Source organism: Ruegeria sp. AJ12, assembly GCF_056536245.1.
Genome location: NZ_JBQFJJ010000001.1, coordinates 3,940,560 through 3,959,411, shown reverse-complemented (window position 1 = coordinate 3,959,411; position 18,852 = coordinate 3,940,560). Strand labels below are relative to the sequence as shown.

General features: G+C 60.9%; 18 protein-coding genes and 1 pseudogene. 10 read left to right on the top strand and 9 right to left on the bottom strand.

The features are described from left to right. Positions 1–2 precede the first annotated feature (2 nt). A complete protein-coding gene (locus ACR3E0_RS19825; protein WP_480480808.1) occupies positions 3–746 on the bottom strand; it encodes a phosphodiester glycosidase family protein in 744 nt (247 codons plus the stop codon). Then, the gene (rbfA, locus tag ACR3E0_RS19820) at positions 743–1,138 is read right to left on the bottom strand and encodes a 30S ribosome-binding factor RbfA (protein ID WP_480480806.1); all 396 of its coding nucleotides are present in this window, start codon (positions 1,136–1,138) and stop codon (positions 743–745) included. The genes ACR3E0_RS19825 and rbfA overlap by 4 nt, the downstream gene beginning before the upstream one ends. Before the next feature lie 91 nt (positions 1,139–1,229). Between rbfA and dapB the strand changes: the two genes are divergently transcribed. Further along, the gene (gene dapB, locus ACR3E0_RS19815; protein ID WP_480480804.1) at positions 1,230–2,039 is read left to right on the top strand and encodes a 4-hydroxy-tetrahydrodipicolinate reductase; all 810 of its coding nucleotides are present in this window, start codon (positions 1,230–1,232) and stop codon (positions 2,037–2,039) included. Between the two features lie 15 nt (positions 2,040–2,054). On the opposite strand, the gene ACR3E0_RS19810 is transcribed toward dapB, so the two are convergent. The 3 genes from ACR3E0_RS19810 to tmpA all read right to left on the bottom strand — a co-directional run bounded on the left by ACR3E0_RS19810 (position 2,055) and on the right by tmpA (position 4,780). Beyond that, entirely contained in the window at positions 2,055–2,921 is an 867-nt protein-coding gene (locus ACR3E0_RS19810) for a hypothetical protein (protein WP_480480802.1), read from the bottom strand. Positions 2,922–3,056: 135 nt separating this feature from the next. Beyond that, positions 3,057–3,647: a (R)-1-hydroxy-2-trimethylaminoethylphosphonate oxygenase gene (gene tmpB / locus ACR3E0_RS19805; RefSeq protein ID WP_480480800.1), complete on the bottom strand. Its 591-nt coding sequence runs from the start codon at positions 3,645–3,647 to the stop codon at positions 3,057–3,059. Further along, positions 3,644–4,780: a 2-trimethylaminoethylphosphonate dioxygenase gene (gene tmpA, locus ACR3E0_RS19800; protein ID WP_480480798.1), complete on the bottom strand. Its 1,137-nt coding sequence runs from the start codon at positions 4,778–4,780 to the stop codon at positions 3,644–3,646. Before tmpA ends, tmpB begins: the two co-directional genes overlap by 4 nt. 98 nt (positions 4,781–4,878) lie before the next feature. Here tmpA and ACR3E0_RS19795 point away from each other — a divergent pair, with 98 nt between their 5' ends. Continuing rightward, positions 4,879–5,733 (top strand): LysR family transcriptional regulator, encoded by an 855-nt coding sequence (locus ACR3E0_RS19795; protein ID WP_480480796.1) that lies wholly within the window; start codon positions 4,879–4,881, stop codon positions 5,731–5,733. Positions 5,734–5,737: 4 nt separating this feature from the next. Here ACR3E0_RS19795 and ACR3E0_RS19790 read toward each other — a convergent pair whose 3' ends face one another. Beyond that, positions 5,738–5,920 (bottom strand): DUF1674 domain-containing protein, encoded by a 183-nt coding sequence (locus tag ACR3E0_RS19790; RefSeq protein WP_480480794.1) that lies wholly within the window; start codon positions 5,918–5,920, stop codon positions 5,738–5,740. Positions 5,921–6,000: 80 nt separating this feature from the next. On the opposite strand from ACR3E0_RS19790, the pseudogene ACR3E0_RS19785 reads away from it, so the two are divergent. The 8 genes and pseudogenes from ACR3E0_RS19785 to ACR3E0_RS19750 form a co-directional block, all read left to right on the top strand. Continuing rightward, a pseudogene (locus ACR3E0_RS19785) lies at positions 6,001–6,324 on the top strand (transcription antitermination factor NusB); the annotation flags it as partial. Between the two features lie 339 nt (positions 6,325–6,663). Then, positions 6,664–7,269, top strand: a complete 606-nt coding sequence (locus tag ACR3E0_RS19780; RefSeq protein WP_480481098.1) for an RsmB/NOP family class I SAM-dependent RNA methyltransferase — start codon at positions 6,664–6,666, stop codon at positions 7,267–7,269. An 88-nt stretch (positions 7,270–7,357) separates the two neighbouring features. Continuing rightward, positions 7,358–9,097 (top strand): heparinase II/III family protein, encoded by a 1,740-nt coding sequence (locus ACR3E0_RS19775; RefSeq protein WP_480480792.1) that lies wholly within the window; start codon positions 7,358–7,360, stop codon positions 9,095–9,097. Positions 9,098–9,119: 22 nt separating this feature from the next. Next, entirely contained in the window at positions 9,120–10,709 is a 1,590-nt protein-coding gene (gene purH, locus ACR3E0_RS19770; RefSeq protein ID WP_480480790.1) for a bifunctional phosphoribosylaminoimidazolecarboxamide formyltransferase/IMP cyclohydrolase, read from the top strand. Further along, on the top strand, positions 10,709–11,209 hold the full coding sequence (gene lspA, locus ACR3E0_RS19765; RefSeq protein WP_480480788.1) for a signal peptidase II: 501 nt from the start codon (positions 10,709–10,711) through the stop codon (positions 11,207–11,209). The genes purH and lspA overlap by 1 nt, the downstream gene beginning before the upstream one ends. 28 nt (positions 11,210–11,237) lie before the next feature. Further along, positions 11,238–11,756 (top strand): DUF3035 domain-containing protein, encoded by a 519-nt coding sequence (locus ACR3E0_RS19760; RefSeq protein WP_480480786.1) that lies wholly within the window; start codon positions 11,238–11,240, stop codon positions 11,754–11,756. An 80-nt stretch (positions 11,757–11,836) separates the two neighbouring features. Then, positions 11,837–13,177 carry a M16 family metallopeptidase gene (locus ACR3E0_RS19755; RefSeq protein ID WP_480480785.1) on the top strand — a complete coding sequence of 447 codons (1,341 nt, stop codon included), beginning with the start codon at positions 11,837–11,839 and terminating at the stop codon, positions 13,175–13,177. Further along, positions 13,174–14,484, top strand: a complete 1,311-nt coding sequence (locus ACR3E0_RS19750; protein ID WP_480480783.1) for a M16 family metallopeptidase — start codon at positions 13,174–13,176, stop codon at positions 14,482–14,484. Before ACR3E0_RS19755 ends, ACR3E0_RS19750 begins: the two co-directional genes overlap by 4 nt. A 21-nt stretch (positions 14,485–14,505) precedes the next feature. On the opposite strand, the gene ACR3E0_RS19745 is transcribed toward ACR3E0_RS19750, so the two are convergent. The 3 genes from ACR3E0_RS19745 to deoC are packed head-to-tail and all read right to left on the bottom strand — an operon-like array spanning position 14,506 to position 18,682. Next, a complete protein-coding gene (locus ACR3E0_RS19745) occupies positions 14,506–15,315 on the bottom strand; it encodes an SDR family oxidoreductase (RefSeq protein WP_480480781.1) in 810 nt (269 codons plus the stop codon). 24 nt (positions 15,316–15,339) lie between these two features. After that, complete coding sequence (locus ACR3E0_RS19740; RefSeq protein WP_480480779.1) at positions 15,340–17,673, bottom strand: aldehyde dehydrogenase family protein; 2,334 nt, start codon at positions 17,671–17,673, stop codon at positions 15,340–15,342. 10 nt (positions 17,674–17,683) lie between these two features. After that, a complete protein-coding gene (gene deoC, locus ACR3E0_RS19735; RefSeq protein WP_480480777.1) occupies positions 17,684–18,682 on the bottom strand; it encodes a deoxyribose-phosphate aldolase in 999 nt (332 codons plus the stop codon). Positions 18,683–18,852 lie beyond the last annotated feature (170 nt).

The window sequence follows — 18,852 nt, the reverse complement described above, 5'->3', positions numbered from 1 at the left end:
TGTCAATTTCCGGGCGTATCTTCGACCACGCCGACGATTGGCCCCAGCGAGAACCCGACATCGGATCGGTTGTTCGCGCGATCATACATGCGAGAAATATTGCCGTCGAAGAAAAGAGCATTCGGAGTGCTCAGGGCGTCGCGGAACAGGCTGCCGAATTCGTGGAAGGTCACGTAGTCGTCTGATATGGCAAATACCGCGCGCGTTCCATCCGCGCTGGTTCCGACCCCATTGCGAACATAGAGCGAGGTAGACTCTGGCAGGAAACGGGGATGCAATTCTCCGTCGATGACCAGCATCGGGCCGGATTGGGTGGCGAAACGGCAATCCGGGGCCTGATCGACATAGTCCAATGTCTCAAACACGTCGGCGCGGCCTTCGCGGACACAGAATATGCCGTTCGGCAACAGGCCGAAATTGCCGGGCCCTGCGTTCGGGATGACGCGCATCTGTTCCTGGCCGTTCTCCACATAGTGGCCAACAGGCGAGCGGTCGTCATGATACATGCCCGCGTTCATCGCAAAGGCCAGACGCTTGCCACCGGGGGCCAGTGCTTCGTTCACCGAGGCAAAGTGCCCCAGAACTTCGCCATTTTCGTCATTCAGAAACAGCCGCAGGTCTTCTGACGCGGCATCGACCTCGCAGATGGTATAGCGCTTGTCCGCGTGGGTCAGCCTCTCACAGGTGACCGCCGCAGCTTGCGCGGCCCAGAAGACCGCGCCTAAAACCAAAAACGCGCGGATCACTCGTCCAGATCGCGGCGCACCGCGTCCTGTTCGAACATGCGGCGGGTGTCGTCCAAGCGGTCGAACGTGTCATCCAAACGGAACCGCAGATCGGGTGAGAATTTCAGCCCGACCTTCTTGCCCACCATACGCCGCAGCTCGCTTTTGTTGCGCGCCAGCAGATCGATCACCTCATCCTGCCCCTTGCCGCCCAGTGGCAGAACATAGGCCGTGGCGATCTTCAGATCAGGCGAGGTTCGCACTTCGCCGACGGTGATCGACATGCGGTTCAGGTCGGGGTCGTGGACGTCCCCGCGCGCCAGCACCTCGGACAGGGTGCGGCGGATCAGTTCGCCAACCCGCAGCTGTCGCTGGGACGGACCGGGGCCATCGTGAAATTTGTTCTTTGCCATGCCTCCGATCTAAGCGCAAAGCGGGGCTTTGCCAAGCGGGCGCGAACGGGGTAGGAGGCTTTGAGCCGACTTTAGGAAAAGGACCAGCGCCATGACCCATATTCCGGGGATCGTGATCACAGGGGCATCGGGCCGTATGGGGCAGATGCTGATCAAGACCGTGACCGACAGCGATCAGGCGCGTCTGGTCGGCGTGGTCGAGCGCTCGGGGCACGATTGGGTCGGTCAGGATGTGGGCGAAGCCTTGGGCGGTCAGGCATTGGGCGTGACCGTGACCGATGATCCGCTTGAGGCGTTCGCGCAGGCGCAGGCGGTGATCGATTTCACCGCGCCCGAAGCGACGTTGGAATTTGCGGCCCTGGCGGCGCAGGCGCGCTGCGTGCATGTGATTGGCACCACCGGCATGACGGATGAGCAGATTGCCGCGCTGGAACCGGCCGCGCGCCACGCTGTAATCGTGAGGGCCGGAAACATGAGCCTGGGTGTCAACCTGTTGGTGCAACTGACCAAAAAGGTTGCGGCAGCTTTGGATGAGGATTTCGATATCGAGATCATCGAAGGCCACCACCACCATAAGGTCGATGCACCCTCGGGCACCGCTCTGATGCTGGGCGAGGCTGCCGCCGAGGGGCGCGGTGTCAATCTGGCGGATGTATCCGACCGAGGCCGCGACGGCATCACCGGAGCGCGCAAGCGAGGCGACATCGGCTTTCACGCCATACGCGGCGGCGACATCGTGGGGGAACATGACGTGTTGTTTGCGGCCCCCGGAGAACGGATCGTTCTGCGGCACCTCGCGTCAGACCGTGCCATTTTTGCCCGCGGCGCGTTGAAAGCTGCGCTGTGGGGGCAGGGCAAGGCACCGGGTCAGTACGACATGGTCGACGTGCTGGGCCTCTAGAAAATCGCCGGCAGTTCACTGGAATGCTGACAGACCCGGTGGTAACGCTCCGTTGCTGTCCGTGTTCGCACGCTCGGCCAACGCGCCAAGCCGCTGATCCCAAGTGGGATAGAGGCCGGTCAGAACCAGTGTCAGCCGTTCCGCCCCTATGGACACGCCCATTGGGGCCGCATCGCCGCCGATGATGATTTCGCCGATCTCGGTCCAGTTGTCGGATGGCGGGTAGGCGGTTGGCGCGGCCTCGTGCACATCGCCGATGCGGTAGTAAACGCCCATTGTGACAAGGTACGCGTTGCCAAACGGATCGGGGAAGAAGTACCCCGATGCGTCCCGCGCAGCGAGCGCTTCGGCTTCGTTGCGCAGCAGAACTTTCTCTTGATACGGCAATCCCAAATCATCCAGCACGGTGCCCATATCGGACGATTGCGGCACGCTCACAAAGGCGATGCGCGACGGATCCAGTCCCAGTGTTTCGGTCAACATTTGAATCATAAGCTGGGTCGCCACCTGACCATCCGCGCCCTGCATCGGGTGGCAGCCAACTTCGTGAAACAGCGGCAGGATGTCAGGGCGTTTCTTTTCCTCAACATCCGCCACCCGAGCCAGCGGTTGAATCACGAACGCTTCGGTCGGCAAGGCGGACTGGTCAAAGTCGTGACGCAGCCCGCCATTGTAGTCCTGTCGTTGGGTCACGATCGACAGGGGCTGAATCTCGCTGAATCCCAGATCTGAGAAAGCGGCCCGGAGACGGGACAGCGTGTCCTGATATGCGGCTTCGAATGCGCGATTCTGATCTGTGGCTGTAAGTGCCCGGCCCGGCAGCATTGCACCGAATGTGGCCGCGGTTCCCAACTGAACGGCCCTGCGTCTGTTCAAATCCATCTTGGAGGTCCTCCAAATGCCAGCGTGAACGGTTCCGTTCCCAAGTAAAGCAGAAGATTGCGACAGACGTTAAGGAAATCTGAAATCCACACGGTGGGCAGCCACGCCGATTGGTGGAGACGTGCGGATAACGGCTCAGGCCGTGCCCAGATGGTGGTCGACCATGCGCTGCACCATCGGTGCGAAATGGGCGAAATCCGGTGTTTGCATGTCGGCGCGTTTTCCGGCTTCGTCCAGATACCGGACCTGAATGATCTGTTTCAGGTTTGGATTCGCCTCGAACGCAGTAACCTCTTTCGCGTTCATCGGGCCGCCCTGCAATTCCAACGTATGGACCGAAGCGGCTGACAGTCGGTTGAAGTATTCGGGCTTGGTTGCACATAGATACCGCTTGGCTGAGACATGATAGCGACAGCAATCGGTGATCACGCTCGGAAAGAACTGCTCCAGCACATCTGCACCGGCATCCTCGTGATGGCGGTCTTCGGTGTCGTCCGGGTGATAGGTGCCGAACTCAGACGTGAAATGCCCGATATCGTGCAGCAGGGCGCCGACGATGATCTCTTCGGGCATCCCGTTCTGTTCGGCGATGGTCGCGCCTTGCAGCATGTGCTCGGCCATTGTGACCGGCTCGCCCAGATATTCTTCGCCGCCACGGCGTTCGAAAATGTCACCGATGAAGGCCACGATGTTGTCTCGGGTCAGCGTCGAGAAATCCGGTTTCATTCCGCCGCCTCCGGCTGCGCCAAATCCATTGCGGCAAGGGTCGACAGCAGCCCGTCCTTGTCGGCGTAACATCCCTGCAACCAGCGAGTTCCCGTGCCGGAATAGCCCAGCCGCGCGTGCAGGACGCGGGTGTTGTCGACAATAAAGCTTTCACCCGGCTCGAGCTTGAACGACACGCCCATCGCAGGATCGTCGATGATTTCGCCCAGTTGGCGATAGGCGGCGTAGAAGGCCTCCATCTGATCAAACGGTACATCGACAAACGGCGCCGACGAGCGGTTGTTGAACCGTATGCCCATCAGTTGTCCATCCGGAGACAGTTCGATCATCGGACGGCGCGACCGCAGGCAGACCCCGTCCGCGCCTTTGTATTCGAACCGCGCCGGGTAGCCTGCCAGCAGGGCAAAGCCTTCGGGGTTCCGTTCGCGCAGTTTCTCAGCCGCGCGAAAGCCGTCGACGACGATCGAGTCGCCGCCTTCGGCGCTGTTCTCAAGGCAGTATAGGATTTGCAGCGTAGGCACGGGGTCACGGTAGGGGTTGTCGGTATGGGCCTGAAGACCAAGCCCGGTATAGGCAAGATTGGTCGGGTTCACCTCAGTCCGGACCTCGAAATAGGGGCCGTAATTCGTTTCCCGCACATAGCCGAACAGATCGGCGACCTTGAGAAGCGACTCGGGCTCGGTCGGCCCGCCGGTCAGCTTGACAAATCCGAATTCGGCCACTGCGGCCAGCCAGCCGCGCCTGGTGGCGGAGTTGGTGTGGACTGCGATCCAATCCGCGCTGGGCGCCTCAAGCCCGCGTTCCCAGGTTGTTATGCCATGGGCAGTCCATCCTGCCGGGCGATCATGAACACGGTCATAGCTATGTTCGGCCAGCCAATCAGCCGGAAAGGTGACGGTCTTGTCCTCCGGCTGAAACGTGACCTGTAGATCCCCGTTTTGCACCGCAGCCTCGCTGACCGAGATGTTGCGGGGGATATCACCGATTGTGATCAGGCGCTGACCGTTGCCCGGTGCGCGGGTGTCAGGGTCAAGCGCGTTGTCGCGTATCCAGATAGCGTGAAAGCGGGACCGGGTTCCGGTCTCGAATTCTACGGTCACGACCGAGGCGTCATGGGTAGCGGTGCGCAGCATGGCTCTCTCCTGTTCGGCGCGGGCTATGGTTGAGCAGATAAGCCCCTTGTGCCATTACCACAATTAATCCTTCTTTCTGCTGAGGCTTGGAAAAACTAATGGCTAAGAAAAAGATCGGATTGCCACCGCTGGATTGGCTGCGTGTATTCGAAGCTGCTGGCCGGTTGGGCGGATTCTCGGCTGCGGCGCGCGAGTTCGGATTGACGCAGGCAGCCGTCAGCCAGCGGATCGGCAATCTGGAGGCTTGGCTGGGCCGGTCGTTGTTTGTACGCGAGGCACGGGGTGTATCGCTGACGGTCGAAGGGGAAAGCTATCTGCCGTTGGTGCAGGACAGTCTGCAGGCCTTGGAGCGCAACACCGAAGACCTGTTTGGCAAATCCCCGCGTGAGTTGCGCGTCGCGGGATTGTCGTCACATATCCATGCCCTGGTGCTGCCCGCGATCACCCGGTTTCAGACCCGGCGTCCAAAGGTGCGCATGGTGACGGATTCGGTTGCGCGCCGTTCGTCGCTTGATGAGGAACGGACCTGGCTGCAAATCCGCTATGGCCGCGGCGCGTGGCCCGGTCGCGATGCGGCGCTGGTCGCGCACGAAGTGCTGGTGCCTATGGCGGCACCGGGGATTGACTGGGGTGCCCCGCTGATTGACCTGCGCGGGGAACGCCCCGGGTGGCGCGACTGGGCTCAGGTATCAGGTCAGGACGACCTTCCACTCGCAAAAGTCAGCTTTGATTCGATGGAACATGCAATCTCGGCGGCGCGGCAAGGCATGGGCGTTGTACTGGGATCCGTCCCCTTGGCCTCGGGTGACTTACAGGCAGGGCAATTGCGCAGGTTGGACTTGCCGGAGTTACCCACGAAGGACGGATACTGGCTGACCTGGCCAGACGAGCGCGCAACGTCCAAGAAACAGCGCGCACTGCTCGAGGATTTTCTGGATGCCCTGCGGGGATGAGCGATCAGAAATCGATGGCGATACCTTTTTTCTCCCAATCGCCATAGCGGGCCGGGTCCGGTCCATCGCGACCACCCAGTTCCTTTGGCATCTTTTTCGCCTTTGCCTCGGCCTTGCGGCGACGCTCCTCCGCTTCGGCGAGCGCGCGCTGTGCGGCAGGCGGCAGATCTTTGCGGTCGTCACTCATGACATCGGGTTCCTTTCCGTGCACCGCCTTGATATACGCCCCCGTCCGTTGATGGCAATGCGGGCGGGGATCATATCAAGGTGGCACCAGTGTCCAATAACGCAACAGCAGCACGGCGCAGCGCAATCTACCTGCTGGATCAGGTTCTGGGTGAAGGGCGTCTGCTGTCGGAATGTCTGGCCGCAGGGGCGTTGGACCGATTGGACCCCGAGGATCGCGCGCGGGCGCAGCGCCTTGCGCTGGAGACGTTGCGCGGGCTGGAACGGGCCGACCGTCTGTTGAACAACCATATGAACCGTACCCCGGCATTGAAGGTGCAAAACGCTCTGCGACTGGGCGCTGTCGAGCTGTGCACCGGCGAGGCTGCGCACGGCGTTGTCAACGCGATGGTCGAGATCGTCGGACGCTCGCGCAAACACGGACGTCTCAAGGGGCTGGTCAACGCCGTGCTGCGCAAGGTGGCAGCCGAGGGGCCCGAGGCCTGGCCCAAGATGCGGGTGCCGCGCCTGCCGGAGTGGCTGCGCGAACCTCTCGTGGCCGCTTGGGGGGGCGACCCCGTGGCAGCCATGGAGCAGGCACATTTCGCCGGCGCGCCGCTGGACGTGACGTTGAAGCCGGGATGCACGGGACCGTCCGGAGAGCGTCTGCCGACCGGGTCGGTTCGGCTGCAGAACGCGGGGCAGGTTTCCGCTTTGCCGGGATACAAGTCCGGGGATTGGTGGGTTCAGGATGCGGCGGCAGCGTTGCCGGTTCGCATTCTGGCACCGCAGGCGGATGAGGCGGTACTGGACCTGTGCGCTGCGCCCGGGGGCAAGACGTTGCAACTGGCCGCTGCCGGGGCGCAGGTCACTGCACTGGATGTTTCAGACACTCGGATCGAACGGGTGCGTGAAAACCTTGCGCGCACAAAACTGCACGCACAGGTGGTCGTCGAAGATGCGTTGGACCATCAGGGCCGGTACGATGCCATCCTGCTGGACGCCCCCTGTTCCGCCACGGGCACGATCCGGCGCCACCCCGACCTGCCCTTTGCCAAGGACGGCTCGGATTTCGGCGGCCTGATCGAGTTGCAGGCCGCTATGCTGGCCCATGCCTGGACGTTGCTGAAACCGGGGGGGCGGCTGGCCTATTGCACCTGTTCCCTGCTGCCCGACGAGGGTGAGGTTCAGATCGAAGAGGCGCTGAAACAGCATCCCGACATGCGCGTGGACCGCGCGGCGCTGGAGGTTCCGGGTGTCGAAAAAAGCTGGATCACGACCGAAGGCGGGCTGCGCCTGCGCCCGGATTTTTGGCCGGAACGGGGCGGCATGGATGGGTTCTACATCGCCTGCCTGAACAAATCCGCCTGAGATCACGCTTTTCGATGACTTGACGATCGCCCCGGTCTATCGTTGGTTCAAGCGCCAGCAGAGCGCAAGGGGCAGAGAAACACGCGTCATGTCAAAATCGGACACCATGGCCACAAGGTGGATGCGGTTTCAGAACCGTTTCTATGCGCGGTTGAGTCAACGCCGCAAGGCTGTGACGGGGTTCGTCGGACAGCCGGAGCCGCGCACAGTCGGGTCGTTTGCGCGCGGGCGGCAGCTGGTTGCGGGCAATCTGCTGTTTGCCGGGTATCTGGTCGAGGCGCAGGACACCGGGCTTTGGGACGTCGTCGCGCCGACCGCAGGATTTGATGACGAGCGGCACGGTTTTGCCTGGTTGGACGATCTTGCCGCTGTCGGTGACATGCGGGCACGGGAAAAAGCGCAACGCTGGGTTTGGGGATGGATCGAAGCACATGGCCGCGGTCGGGGTCCCGGATGGGCTCCGGATGTGACCGGGCGGCGGGTGATGCGCTGGATCAATCACGCCGTATTCCTTTTGCGTGGCGTGGATGAGAAGCAAAGCCAGCTGTTTTTCCGGTCTTTGTCGCAACAGACCTGGTTCCTGTCCAAGCGGTGGCAGGCGGCCACGCCGGGATTGCCACGGTTCGAAGCTTTGGCGGGACTGGTGCAAGCCGGTCTGGCGTTGGAGGGTCTGGAGCAAATGGCCGATCCGGCCCTGCGTGTCTTGGCGCGGGAATGTGATCGGCAGGTGGACGCACAGGGCGGAATACCCACACGCAATCCCGAAGAGCTCTTGGACGTGTTCATGCTGCTCACATGGACCTCCTCTGCGCTGAGCGAACTGGGCCGGGGGACGCCGGGTGCACAGGCGGGCGCGATCAAGCGCATGGCTCCGACCCTGCGAAACCTGCGTCACTCAGATGGGGGGCTGGCCCGGTTTCATGGTGGAGGACGCGGTGTCGAGGGCCGGTTGGATCAGGCCCTCGCACAGAGCGGTGTGCGGCCGCAACATACGCCGGGTCTGTCGATGGGCTATGCCCGGCTGTATGCGGCAAGAACCAGCGTGATCGTGGATGCCAGCCCGCCCGCGCAGGGGCCAGCGTCTTACAACGCTCATGCCTCGACACTGGCGTTCGAACTGACCTCGGGTCGCCGGCCGCTGATCGTGAATTGCGGGTCGGGGGCCAGTTTCGGTCTTGAATGGCGCCGGGCAGGGCGTGCCACACCGTCGCATTCGACCCTGTGCCTGGATGGGTTCTCAAGCGCCCGACTGACGAGGCCTGTTGCAGGCACCGAGAACGAAGCCCTTGTCGATGCACCGCAGGATGTACCGGTTGAATCCGAGAACACGTTCGAGGGTGTCCGGTTCATGGCCGGCCATGACGGATACACAAAGGTGTTCGGCCTCACCCATGCCCGCACGTTTGAGTTGCGGTTTGATGGGCGCGAATTGACGGGCGAGGACATTCTGCTGACCGCCACCGACAAGGCAAAGCGGCAATTTGACCGGGCGATGGATTCGTCCGGTCTGAAAGGCATTGGTTTTGACATCCGGTTTCACCTGCATCCGGATGTGGATGCAGCCCAGGATTTGGGGGGCGCTGCGGTGTCCATGGCGCTCAAAAGCGGCGAAATCTGGGTTTTCCGTCATGACGGCGTGGGAAAATTATCCGTTGAACCAAGTGTTTATTTGGAAAAAGGCCGTCTAAAGCCCCGCGCGACAAAACAGATCGTTCTATCCGGACGCGCAATGGAGTATGCGACGCGCATCCGGTGGACGTTGAGCAAGGCGCAGGATACAGCCTATGCCGTGCGCGATCTGCACCGGGACGAGCCCGAATTCGACTGACGCCAAAAGGATCTTAGGACCCATGACCGATTTTCACCCCGTGCGCCGCGCGCTGCTGTCCGTTTCCGACAAGACCGGATTGATCGAGTTGGGACAGGCGCTGGCCGAGCGCGGGGTCGATCTGTTATCGACCGGCGGTACCGCCAAGGCGTTGCGCGACGCCGGGCTCGCGGTCAAGGATGTCAGCGAGGTCACCGGCTTTCCCGAGATGATGGATGGCCGGGTCAAGACTCTGCACCCGATGGTGCACGGGGGCCTGCTGGCGCTGCGGGACAATGATACGCATGTCGCCGCGATGCAGGAACACGGCATCGGCGCTATCGACCTGCTGGTTGTGAACCTCTACCCGTTCGAAGCGACGGTGGCCAAGGGCGCGGGTTACGACGAGTGCATTGAAAACATCGACATCGGTGGCCCGGCGATGATCCGGGCGGCCTCCAAGAACCATGCTTTTGTCAACGTGGTTGTGGATGTCGAGGACTATTCGTCCCTGCTGGATCAGTTGGAAGAGAACTATGGCAAAACTTCACTGGGCTTCCGTCAGTGGCTCGCGCAAAAGGCCTATGCCCGCACGGCGGCTTATGACACCGCCGTTTCCAATTGGATGGCTAAGGCGTTGCAACTCGACGTCCCCAAGCGCCGTGCCTTTGCCGGTGAGTTGAAACAGACCCTGCGCTATGGCGAGAACAGCCATCAGCAAGCCGCTTTCTACACCGACGGGACCGGCCGTCCCGGCGTTGCGACTGCGGTGCAGCATCAGGGCAAGGAACTGAGCTACAACAACATCAACGACACAGATGCCGCCTTTGAATTGGTTGCCGAGTTCGATCCGGCAGATGGCGCGGCCTGCGCGATCATCAAACATGCGAACCCCTGCGGGGTGGCCAAAGCCTCGACTTTGTTGGGGGCCTACAAGGCTGCCTTTGATTGCGACCGCACCTCGGCGTTCGGTGGAATCGTGGCCCTGAACCAGCCTCTGGACGCAGAGACTGCGCAAGAGATCACCGGCATCTTTACCGAAGTTGTGATTGCCCCCGGTGCTTCGGACGAGGCCAAGGCGATCTTTGCGGCCAAAAAAAACCTGCGCCTTCTGACCACCGACGGCCTGCCGGACGTGACCGCAAGTGGCAAAACCGTGCGCCAGGTGGCCGGTGGTTTGCTGGTGCAGGACAAGGATAACGGGTTTGTCGGGATGGATGATTTGAAAGTCGTCACCAAAAGGGCACCGACCGACGAACAGATGCGCGATCTGCTGTTCGCGTGGAAGGTGGCCAAACACGTCAAGTCCAACGCCATCGTCTATGTCAAAGACGCCGCGACCGTCGGTGTCGGCGCAGGACAGATGAGCCGGGTGGACTCGGCCCTGATCGCCGCAAAGAAGGCGGAACGCATGGCCGACGCTCTGGGCCTGCCGCAACCGCTGACCATCGGCTCTGCCGTGGCCTCGGATGCGTTCTTTCCTTTCCCGGACGGGTTGATGGAAGCCGCTGAGGCAGGGGCTACCTGCGTGATTCAGCCGGGCGGTTCCATGCGCGACGATGAGGTGGTCGTGGCGGCCGATGAAGCCGGCCTGGCCATGGTCTTCACCGGCATGCGCCATTTCCGTCACTGATGCGGTACCGTCTGCTGCTCTGGGCCGGGCTGGCCGCATTTCTGATCGACCAGATCAGCAAATATCTTGTTGTCCATGTCATGCGTGTTGCGGAACAGCCGGGTGGTATCGATGTTCTGCCGCCGTTGGTCGTGTTCAAATACGGTGAAAACCGGGGTATCAATTTCGGCCTGTTTCAGGGTGACAGCGACGCGGCCCGCTGGGTTTTGATCGGCATTTCACTGGCCATTTGCGTCGCGGTTCTGATCTGGTTGCGACGCAGCGCGCCATCCAATCTCATGCTGATTTGCGGTGGGTTTCTGATCGGCGGCGCCTTGGGGAACGTGGTGGACCGTGTCCTCTATGGATTTGTTCTGGACTTTCTGAACATGTCCTGCTGCGGGATCAACAATCCATTTGTGTTCAATCTGGCGGATGTGTTCATTTTTGCCGGAGCACTGGGTCTAGTGTTGTTTGAAAACAAAAAAAGGCCTCGTGACGTGCCGGATGATATGCTTTAAAAGCGCCTGAAACAGGCTGGAGACACCAATGCGCATTCCGCGTGCCATATTTGCACTTACGATAGCTGCCGCCGTGGCGGGGTGCTCGGATATCGGTCTGCGTAATCTTGAGCCTCCGGGCCCAGGTCCGGATGAATTCTCGGTATTGCCTGTCAAACCGCTGACCCAGCCGCAGGACTACGCGTTTCTGCCAGCGCCCTCGCCGGGTGGAACCAACCTGACCGATCCAACACCCAAGGCCGACGCGGTCGTTGCGTTGGGGGGTAACGCGGCTGCCCTGAACCCGAACACGGGCATTCCGTCGTCAGATTCGGCGCTGGTCACGGCTTCGAGCCGCTATGGGGTTCCGGCCAACACACGTCAGGTCCTGGCAGAAGAGGATGCCGAGTTCCGCAGGCGGCAGGCGCGCTGGACCAGACTGCGCCTGTTCCCGGTTGATCGCTATTCAGACGTCTATCGCCGCGAGGCGATCGACGCAGATTTGCAAAACGAAGCGGCCCGTCGCGTAGGAATAGAGACACCTTCGGCGCCTCCGGCTAATGAATAATTCTTAACTTTCCGTCATCGGCCTTGAACCCGGCGGGCTCTACCGTAGTTTGAAACATGAAACGAAACGGAGGACGCCCTATGGTTCGGGCCCTGGCATTGTCGGCTGCCCTGATCGCCGCCACCCCTGTTCTGGCCAAGGACGGGCACGAGGCTGTCACCACATTTACGCTGGATAACGGCATGGACGTCGTGGTGGTCGAAGATCACCGCGCCCCGGTTGTCCAGCACATGGTCTGGTATCGCGCCGGTTCTGCGGATGAACCCGTTGGGTCTTCGGGCATTGCGCATTTCCTGGAACACCTGCTGTTCAAGGGAACCGAGACTTTGGCACCCGGCGAGTTCTCGGCCACAGTCGCGGCCAACGGTGGCAATGACAATGCGTTTACCTCCTATGACTACACCGCCTATTTCCAGCGCGTTGCCGCAGACCGTCTTGAGTTGATGATGCGGATGGAAGCGGACCGGATGCGCAACATCCGCCTGACCGAAAATGACATTGTCACCGAACGTGACGTGATCCTCGAAGAGCGCAATCAGCGCACCGAAAACAATCCCCGCGCCTTGTTTGGTGAACAGATGAGCGCGGCGCAATATCTCAGCCACAGCTATGGTGTTCCCGTTATAGGCTGGCGGCACGAGATGGAGACGCTGGATATGGAGGATGCGCTGGCGTTCTACCAGACCCACTATGCGCCGAACAACGCGATCCTCGTGGTTACAGGTGATGTGAAGCCCGAGGATGTACGCGCCTTGGCAGACCAGTACTACGGCGTGATTCCAGCCAATCCGGACCTGCCTGAACGGGTCAGGTCGCAAGAGCCGCCACAAATCGCAGAGCGCCGCCTGACCTACAAGGACGCGCGCGTGGCGCAGCCATATGTGCAACGCAGCTATATTGCACCCGAGCGGGACCCCGGCGAACAGGAAAAGGCCGCCGCGCTGTTCCTGTTGGCCGAATTGCTGGGTGGCAGCACGACATCGTATCTGAACGAGAAGCTGCAGTTGGAAGAACAATTGGTTGTCTATGCAGGCGCTTTCTATCGGGGCGTATCGCTTGATGACACGACCTTCGATCTGCTCGTTGTTCCTGCGGCCGGCGTGTCCCTGCAAGAGGCCGAAGACGCCATGGATCAGGCCGTGGCCGATTTCATCGCCGAGGGCGTCAAGGAAGAGGACCTCGAGCGTATCAAGATGCAGTTGCGCGCCGCGCAGATCTATGCGCGCGACAATGTCGATGGGATCGGCAACCGGTATGGCCGGGCGCTGTCCAGTGGCCTGACGGTAGAGGATGTCCAGGCCTGGCCCGACATCCTGCAGGCGGTGACCGGAGATGAAATCATCGCCGCCGCGCGTGAAATCCTGCAGCCTGAAACATCGGTCACCGGTTGGCTGATGCGCGATGATGAGGTGACGCAATGAGAGCTTTTTTCACGACACTGATTGCCATCGTTATCGCGCTGCCCGCATGGGCCGAGATCGAGATAAAGGAAGTGACGTCGCCTGGCGGGATCACCGCATGGCTGGTTGAGGATCACGCGATCCCCTTTACAGCGCTGGAGCTTCGCTTTCGCGGTGGAACCTCGCTGGATGACCCGGACAAGCGCGGTGCGGTCAACCTGATGAGCGGCCTGATCGAAGAGGGTGCAGGGGATATGGATGCCCGCACTTACGCGCGAGAATTGGAATCGCTGGCTGCCTCATTTGGCTACAATGCAAGCGATGATACGGTTTCGATTTCCGCAAAATTCCTGACTGAAAACCGTGATGCGGTCATCGATCTTTTGCGGACGACCATCCATGAACCCCGCTTCGATCAGGACGCGGTGGATCGGGTGCGGGCGCAGGTGCTGTCAGGTCTCAAGTCGGATCAGACCGACCCGAACGACATTGCCGGGCTCAGCTTTGCCAAAATGGCCTACGGAGAACACCCTTACGGATCCGAGGGTAAGGGTACCATAGAAAGCGTTTCGGCGCTGACGCGCGATGACGTGGTTGCAGCTTATGACAGTGTCTTTGCCAAGGATCGTTTGTATGTGGGCGCCGTGGGCGACATCACCGCAGAAGAGCTCGGCGCGCTGCTGGACAAATTGCTCGCGGACCTTCCCGAAACCGGAAAGCCGATCCCGGAACGGGCGGAGGTCACGATCTCAGGCGGGATCAGCGTTGTCGACTTTGACACACCGCAATCCGTTGCCCTTTTTGGTCAGAAGGGGATCGACCGCGATGACCCGGACTTCTTTGCCGCCTATATCCTGAACCACATTATTGGTGGGGGTGGGTTCGAAAGCCGCCTGATGCAGGAAGTGCGCGAAAAGCGCGGGCTGACCTATGGTGTTGGCACGTATCTCGTGCCCAAGGATCTGGCATCGGTCTATCTGGGATCGGTGTCTTCCTCCAATGATCGCATCGCCGAAGCGGTCGAGGTCATTCGCGATGAATGGGCACGTGCCGAGGCAGAAGGTGTGACCCAGAAGGAACTGGATGATGCCAAGACCTACCTGACAGGAGCCTATCCGCTGCGGTTTGATGGCAACGGTCAGATCGCCGGCATCATGGTAGGTATGCAGATGGAAGGCCTGCCCATCGATTACATCGCAACACGAAACGACAAGGTGAACGCCGTGACGCTGGAAGACGTAAACCGCGTGGCGTCCGAGCTGCTCGATCCGGAGGGTCTGCATTTCACAGTTGTCGGCAAACCGGTGGGTCTGGAAACCACCAATTAAAGGATGAGGGTTGAGCGCTGCTCAACCCTTTTTCATGTTGCGCAGCATGTCGCCCATCATCTGGCCGAATTTACCCGATCCCCGCTGGTACAGCGCCCCGTCCACCGCAAGAACGGTACCGCTGATATAGCTGGCCATGTCTGAGCTCAGGAACAGACAGGCATTGGCCACGTCCTGCGGCTGGCCCCATCGACCCAGGGGAACGTCCTTGCGGATTTCTTCATGCGCGCTTTCCGATGGTGTCAGGCGTTTGGCGCCCTCGGTGCCTTCGATAAAGCCCGGCACGACCGAGTTCACACGGATACCCTCGACGCCCCATTCCATCGACAGAGTGCGGGTGATCTGATCGACACCTGCCTTGGCAGCGCAGACATGGGACTGGCCCTCATAGGGCAGATAGGCTTGCGGGGCCGAGATATTGATGATGCTCGCGCCGGGTCGTTTGAGGAAAGGGTACACGCCTTTCATCACATGGATCGTGCCCATCAGATCGATATCGATCACTGTCTTGAACGCGTTGACCGACATCTCGGCAGCCAGCGCCGGGAAATTGCCCGCTGCGCCCGAGACCAGTACGTCGAAATCGCCAAATGCCTCGTGGAACTGTTTCAGGCCCGAAGCGACGGCATCAGGGTCGCGCACGTCAAACGCAGCACCAATTGCTTCCGCCGCACCTGCAGCTTTCAGCGCGGCGACCGTGTCGTCCACCTTGTCCTGAGATCGGCTTGCGACCGCCAGTTTGGCACCCGAGGCCGCAAAAGCCTCGGCAATGCCTCGGTTGATACCGCTGGTGCCACCGATGACGATGACGGTTTTACCTGAAAAATCCATTCGGGCCTCCCTGATGCGGGAACCCTACTCTCCGTAGGGCACCCAGATGTTTTTCACTTCGGTCGCAGCCTGAAGGAAGCAGCGCGAATGGTCCATGCTCCAGTCAAATGCCGTCGCGTTATTGACCCAGGTCCGTTTCAGGTTCCCGGCCGAGACGGCTTCGATCTCTTTCGACAAATCAGTCGAAGAGAAGGACCAGACCGCATCCACGTTCAGGTGCGAGGCCAGCGGCTTCGCCAGCTCTGCATGGCTGCCGGTTAGGATGTTGACCACACCTGCGGGCACGTCCGAGGTCTCGAGGATCTGATAGAAATCCGTCGCCGCCAGCGGATAGGGCTCGCTTGCCACCAGAACTGTCCGGTTGCCCATCGCAATCGCGGGCGCCATGGCAGAGACAAGGCCCAACAGAGGCGCCTCATCCGCGCAAAGCGCGCCGATGACACCGACCGGTTCTTTCATCGCGATCGCGACACCCCGGATCGGAACGCCATGCACCTGGCCATCATATTTGTCGGCCCAGGCGGCTGCCGTGAACAGGCGCTGGATCGAGGTTTCGACCTCTTTCGCGCCGTCTTTTTTGCCGGTCATGGCATCGATACGGGCAGCGAGTTCACCCGCGCGGGCCGAGAGGTTCTCGCCGATATAGTACAGGATCTGTGCCCGCAGATGACCGGTGGTCTTGGACCAGCCTTTCGCGCCTGCTGCGGCCTCGACCGCGTTGCGGACGTCCTTGCGGTTCGCCAGACCCACGTGACCCAACAGGCCCGACTTGCCCCAGACCGGTTTCGAATAACCGCCATCGGGTCGCGCCTGCTTGCCGCCGACATACATCTTGGCGGTGCGGTCGATGGGATCGACGGGAACACCTTCGCCCATGATCGCCTCAATCTTCGCCAGCGGTTTACCTTTGCCCTTTGCCTTGGTGTATGCCGCCAGACCTTCCCAACCGCCTTCGCGACCAAAGCCGCTTTCGCGCACACCGCCGAACCCGGCAGCGGCGTCGAACAGGTTGGTCGCGTTCACCCAAACGACACCGGCCACCAGCTTGGGCGCGATGTCCAGCGCAAGATTCACATTCTCGGTCCAGACCGTTGCGGCCAAACCGTAGCGGGTGTTGTTGGCCAGCTCGACCGCCTCTTCCGGAGTGCGAAAGGTGGACGACACCAGCACCGGGCCGAAGATCTCTTCCTGCATCAGCGGGTCCGAGGTCTCGAGCCCTGAAATCAGCGTTGGCGGGTAGTAGCAGCCGTTCTCCGGCAACTCGCAAGCGGTCTGATGCACGTGGCCAACCGTGTTGCTTTCGACCATACCCTTGATCGTTTGCAACTGCACCGGGTCTACAACCGCACCCACGTCGATGCATTTGTCCAGCGGGTCCCCGATGCGCAGCGAATCCATCCGGGCGCGCAGTTTGGTATGAAAGCGGTCAGCAATCCCCTCCTGGACCAGCAATCGCGAGCCGGCACAGCAGACCTGACCCTGATTGAACCAGATCGCATCGACCAGGCCCTCAATGGCACTGTCGAGATCGGCGTCATCAAAGACGACATAGGCCGACTTACCGCCCAGTTCCAATGTCAGTTCCTTGCCCGAACCTGCGGTCGCCTCACGAATGCGCCGCCCTACAACAGTCGATCCGGTGAAGGCGATCTTGTCCACATCCGCGTTCACGATCATCTCGCCAACGGCACCATCGCCCGTCACGATGTTGACCACACCTTTCGGCAGCCCGGCCTGCGAGCAGATGTCAGCGAACAGCAGTGCGGTCAGCGAGGTATATTCGGCCGGTTTCAGAACCACCGTGTTCCCCATCGCAAGCGCCGGGGCGATCTTCCAGGCCAGCATCAGCAGCGGGAAGTTCCACGGAATGATCTGGCCGCACACACCCAGCGCTTGCGCATCGGGCAGCTCACTCTCCATCAACTGCGCCATGCCCGCGTGGTAATAGAAATGCCGCTGCGCCAGTGGGATGTCGATGTCGCGCGATTCCCGGATCGGTTTGCCGTTGTCGAGGCTTTCCAGCACCGCAAACAGGCGCGCATGTTTTTGCAGCAGGCGCGCAATCGCGTAGAGGTAGCGTGCACGACCCGCACCGCCCAGCTTCTCCCACTTGGGCTGCGCTGTACGTGCGGCAGCAACAGCGGTATCCACGTCAGCCTGTTTCGCCTGGGTCAGCTTGGCCAGAACCTCTCCGGTCGCCGGGTTGCGGCTGTCGAAGCCTTTGCCGGGTTTGGTGAAGGCCCCGTCGATGTAGTGACCGAACTTGTCGCCCTGATCGACCAACCAGGCCAATGCCTCGGCCGCGCTTTCGGGGGCAGGGCCGTAATCCATGGTTTCGAAGATTTCTTTGACTGTCATTGTTCTTTCCTCAGCCCATGGAGTGACGGTAGCCAGCAGAATACGCGCCCGTGACAAAGTGTTCCAACTGCCGTTCAATATCGCCCAACAGTGACGACGCGCCAAAGCGGAACAGGTCCGGCTCCAGCCAGCGGTCGCCCAGTTCGTCCTTGATCAGCGACAGGTAGACCAGCGCGTCTTTGGCTTTGGAAATCCCACCTGCGGGCTTGTAGCCAACGCGGTATCCGGTGCGATCGTAATAATCGCGGATCGCCCGGATCATCACCAGTGACACGGGCAGGGTGGCGTTGACGCTTTCCTTGCCGGTCGAAGTCTTGATGAAATCCGCCCCTGCCATCATGCAGACCAGCGAGGCGCGGGCGACATTGCGCAGGCTGCCCAGCTCTCCGGTGGCGAGGATCGCTTTGACATGGGCATCGCCGCAGGCCACGCGGAAGGCCTTCATCTCATCGTACAAAGCCTGCCAGTCACCGGACAGCACATGTCGGCGAGAGATCACGATGTCGATCTCCTCGGCCCCGGCTTTCACGCTTTCTTCAATTTCAGCAACACGCAGATGAAACGGCGACAGGCCCGCCGGGAAACCGGTCGACACAGCAGCCACCGGAATGCCGGTCCCTTGCAGAGCCTCAACGGCCGTTTCGATCATGTCGTGGTACACACAGACAGCGCCGGTCGTGATGGGCGGCATGTCCAGCGCGTTCAGCGTCGATGGTGCAACGGGCTGACGCGCCTTGGCGCAGAGACGGCGCACACGGCCTACGGTGTCGTCGCCGGATAGGGTTGTCAGGTCGATCATGGTGATCGCCTTCAGCAGCCAAGCCGCCTGATACTCTTTTTTCACCGAGCGCCGACCGGGCAGTGTTGCCGCACGGCGTTCAATGGCCGAGGTATTGGCCTGCACGGCGCGCACCCAGTCCAGATCCAGATCCATGCCCGGATTTCTCGGTTCGGTCACTTGCGGCAGATGCGCGGTGCGCACGGCGCTGTCTGAGCTCTGCGTATCCATAGTCACGTCCTTTGGGAGGTTTGTGCCAAAATCGCACGGGATGCGGCTAAATGGAAGGCGCACAAGGGGACGTAGTCGGTATTTTTTGACCATTTGGACAAATATCATAAGGTTTCTTGCGAATAATTCGCAATAGCGTTGACATAGTTGCGAATGGTTCGCATATTCAT

Bases quoted from the DNA above. Each gene is read 5' to 3' on its own strand.
- ACR3E0_RS19775 (WP_480480792.1), top strand. From the start codon at position 7,358: ATGTCAAAATCGGACACCATGGCCACAAGGTGGATGCGGTTTCAGAAC.
- ACR3E0_RS19795 (WP_480480796.1), top strand. From the start codon at position 4,879: ATGGCTAAGAAAAAGATCGGATTGCCACCGCTGGATTGGCTGCGTGTA.
- tmpA (WP_480480798.1), bottom strand. From the start codon at position 4,780: ATGCTGCGCACCGCTACCCATGACGCCTCGGTCGTGACCGTAGAATTC.
- deoC (WP_480480777.1), bottom strand. From the start codon at position 18,682: ATGGATACGCAGAGCTCAGACAGCGCCGTGCGCACCGCGCATCTGCCG.
- ACR3E0_RS19745 (WP_480480781.1), bottom strand. From the start codon at position 15,315: ATGGATTTTTCAGGTAAAACCGTCATCGTCATCGGTGGCACCAGCGGT.
- tmpB (WP_480480800.1), bottom strand. From the start codon at position 3,647: ATGAAACCGGATTTCTCGACGCTGACCCGAGACAACATCGTGGCCTTC.
- ACR3E0_RS19790 (WP_480480794.1), bottom strand. From the start codon at position 5,920: ATGAGTGACGACCGCAAAGATCTGCCGCCTGCCGCACAGCGCGCGCTC.
- ACR3E0_RS19810 (WP_480480802.1), bottom strand. From the start codon at position 2,921: ATGGATTTGAACAGACGCAGGGCCGTTCAGTTGGGAACCGCGGCCACA.
- lspA (WP_480480788.1), top strand. From the start codon at position 10,709: ATGCGGTACCGTCTGCTGCTCTGGGCCGGGCTGGCCGCATTTCTGATC.
- ACR3E0_RS19760 (WP_480480786.1), top strand. From the start codon at position 11,238: ATGCGCATTCCGCGTGCCATATTTGCACTTACGATAGCTGCCGCCGTG.
- ACR3E0_RS19755 (WP_480480785.1), top strand. From the start codon at position 11,837: ATGGTTCGGGCCCTGGCATTGTCGGCTGCCCTGATCGCCGCCACCCCT.
- purH (WP_480480790.1), top strand. From the start codon at position 9,120: ATGACCGATTTTCACCCCGTGCGCCGCGCGCTGCTGTCCGTTTCCGAC.
- ACR3E0_RS19740 (WP_480480779.1), bottom strand. From the start codon at position 17,673: ATGACAGTCAAAGAAATCTTCGAAACCATGGATTACGGCCCTGCCCCC.
- dapB (WP_480480804.1), top strand. From the start codon at position 1,230: ATGACCCATATTCCGGGGATCGTGATCACAGGGGCATCGGGCCGTATG.
- ACR3E0_RS19750 (WP_480480783.1), top strand. From the start codon at position 13,174: ATGAGAGCTTTTTTCACGACACTGATTGCCATCGTTATCGCGCTGCCC.
- rbfA (WP_480480806.1), bottom strand. From the start codon at position 1,138: ATGGCAAAGAACAAATTTCACGATGGCCCCGGTCCGTCCCAGCGACAG.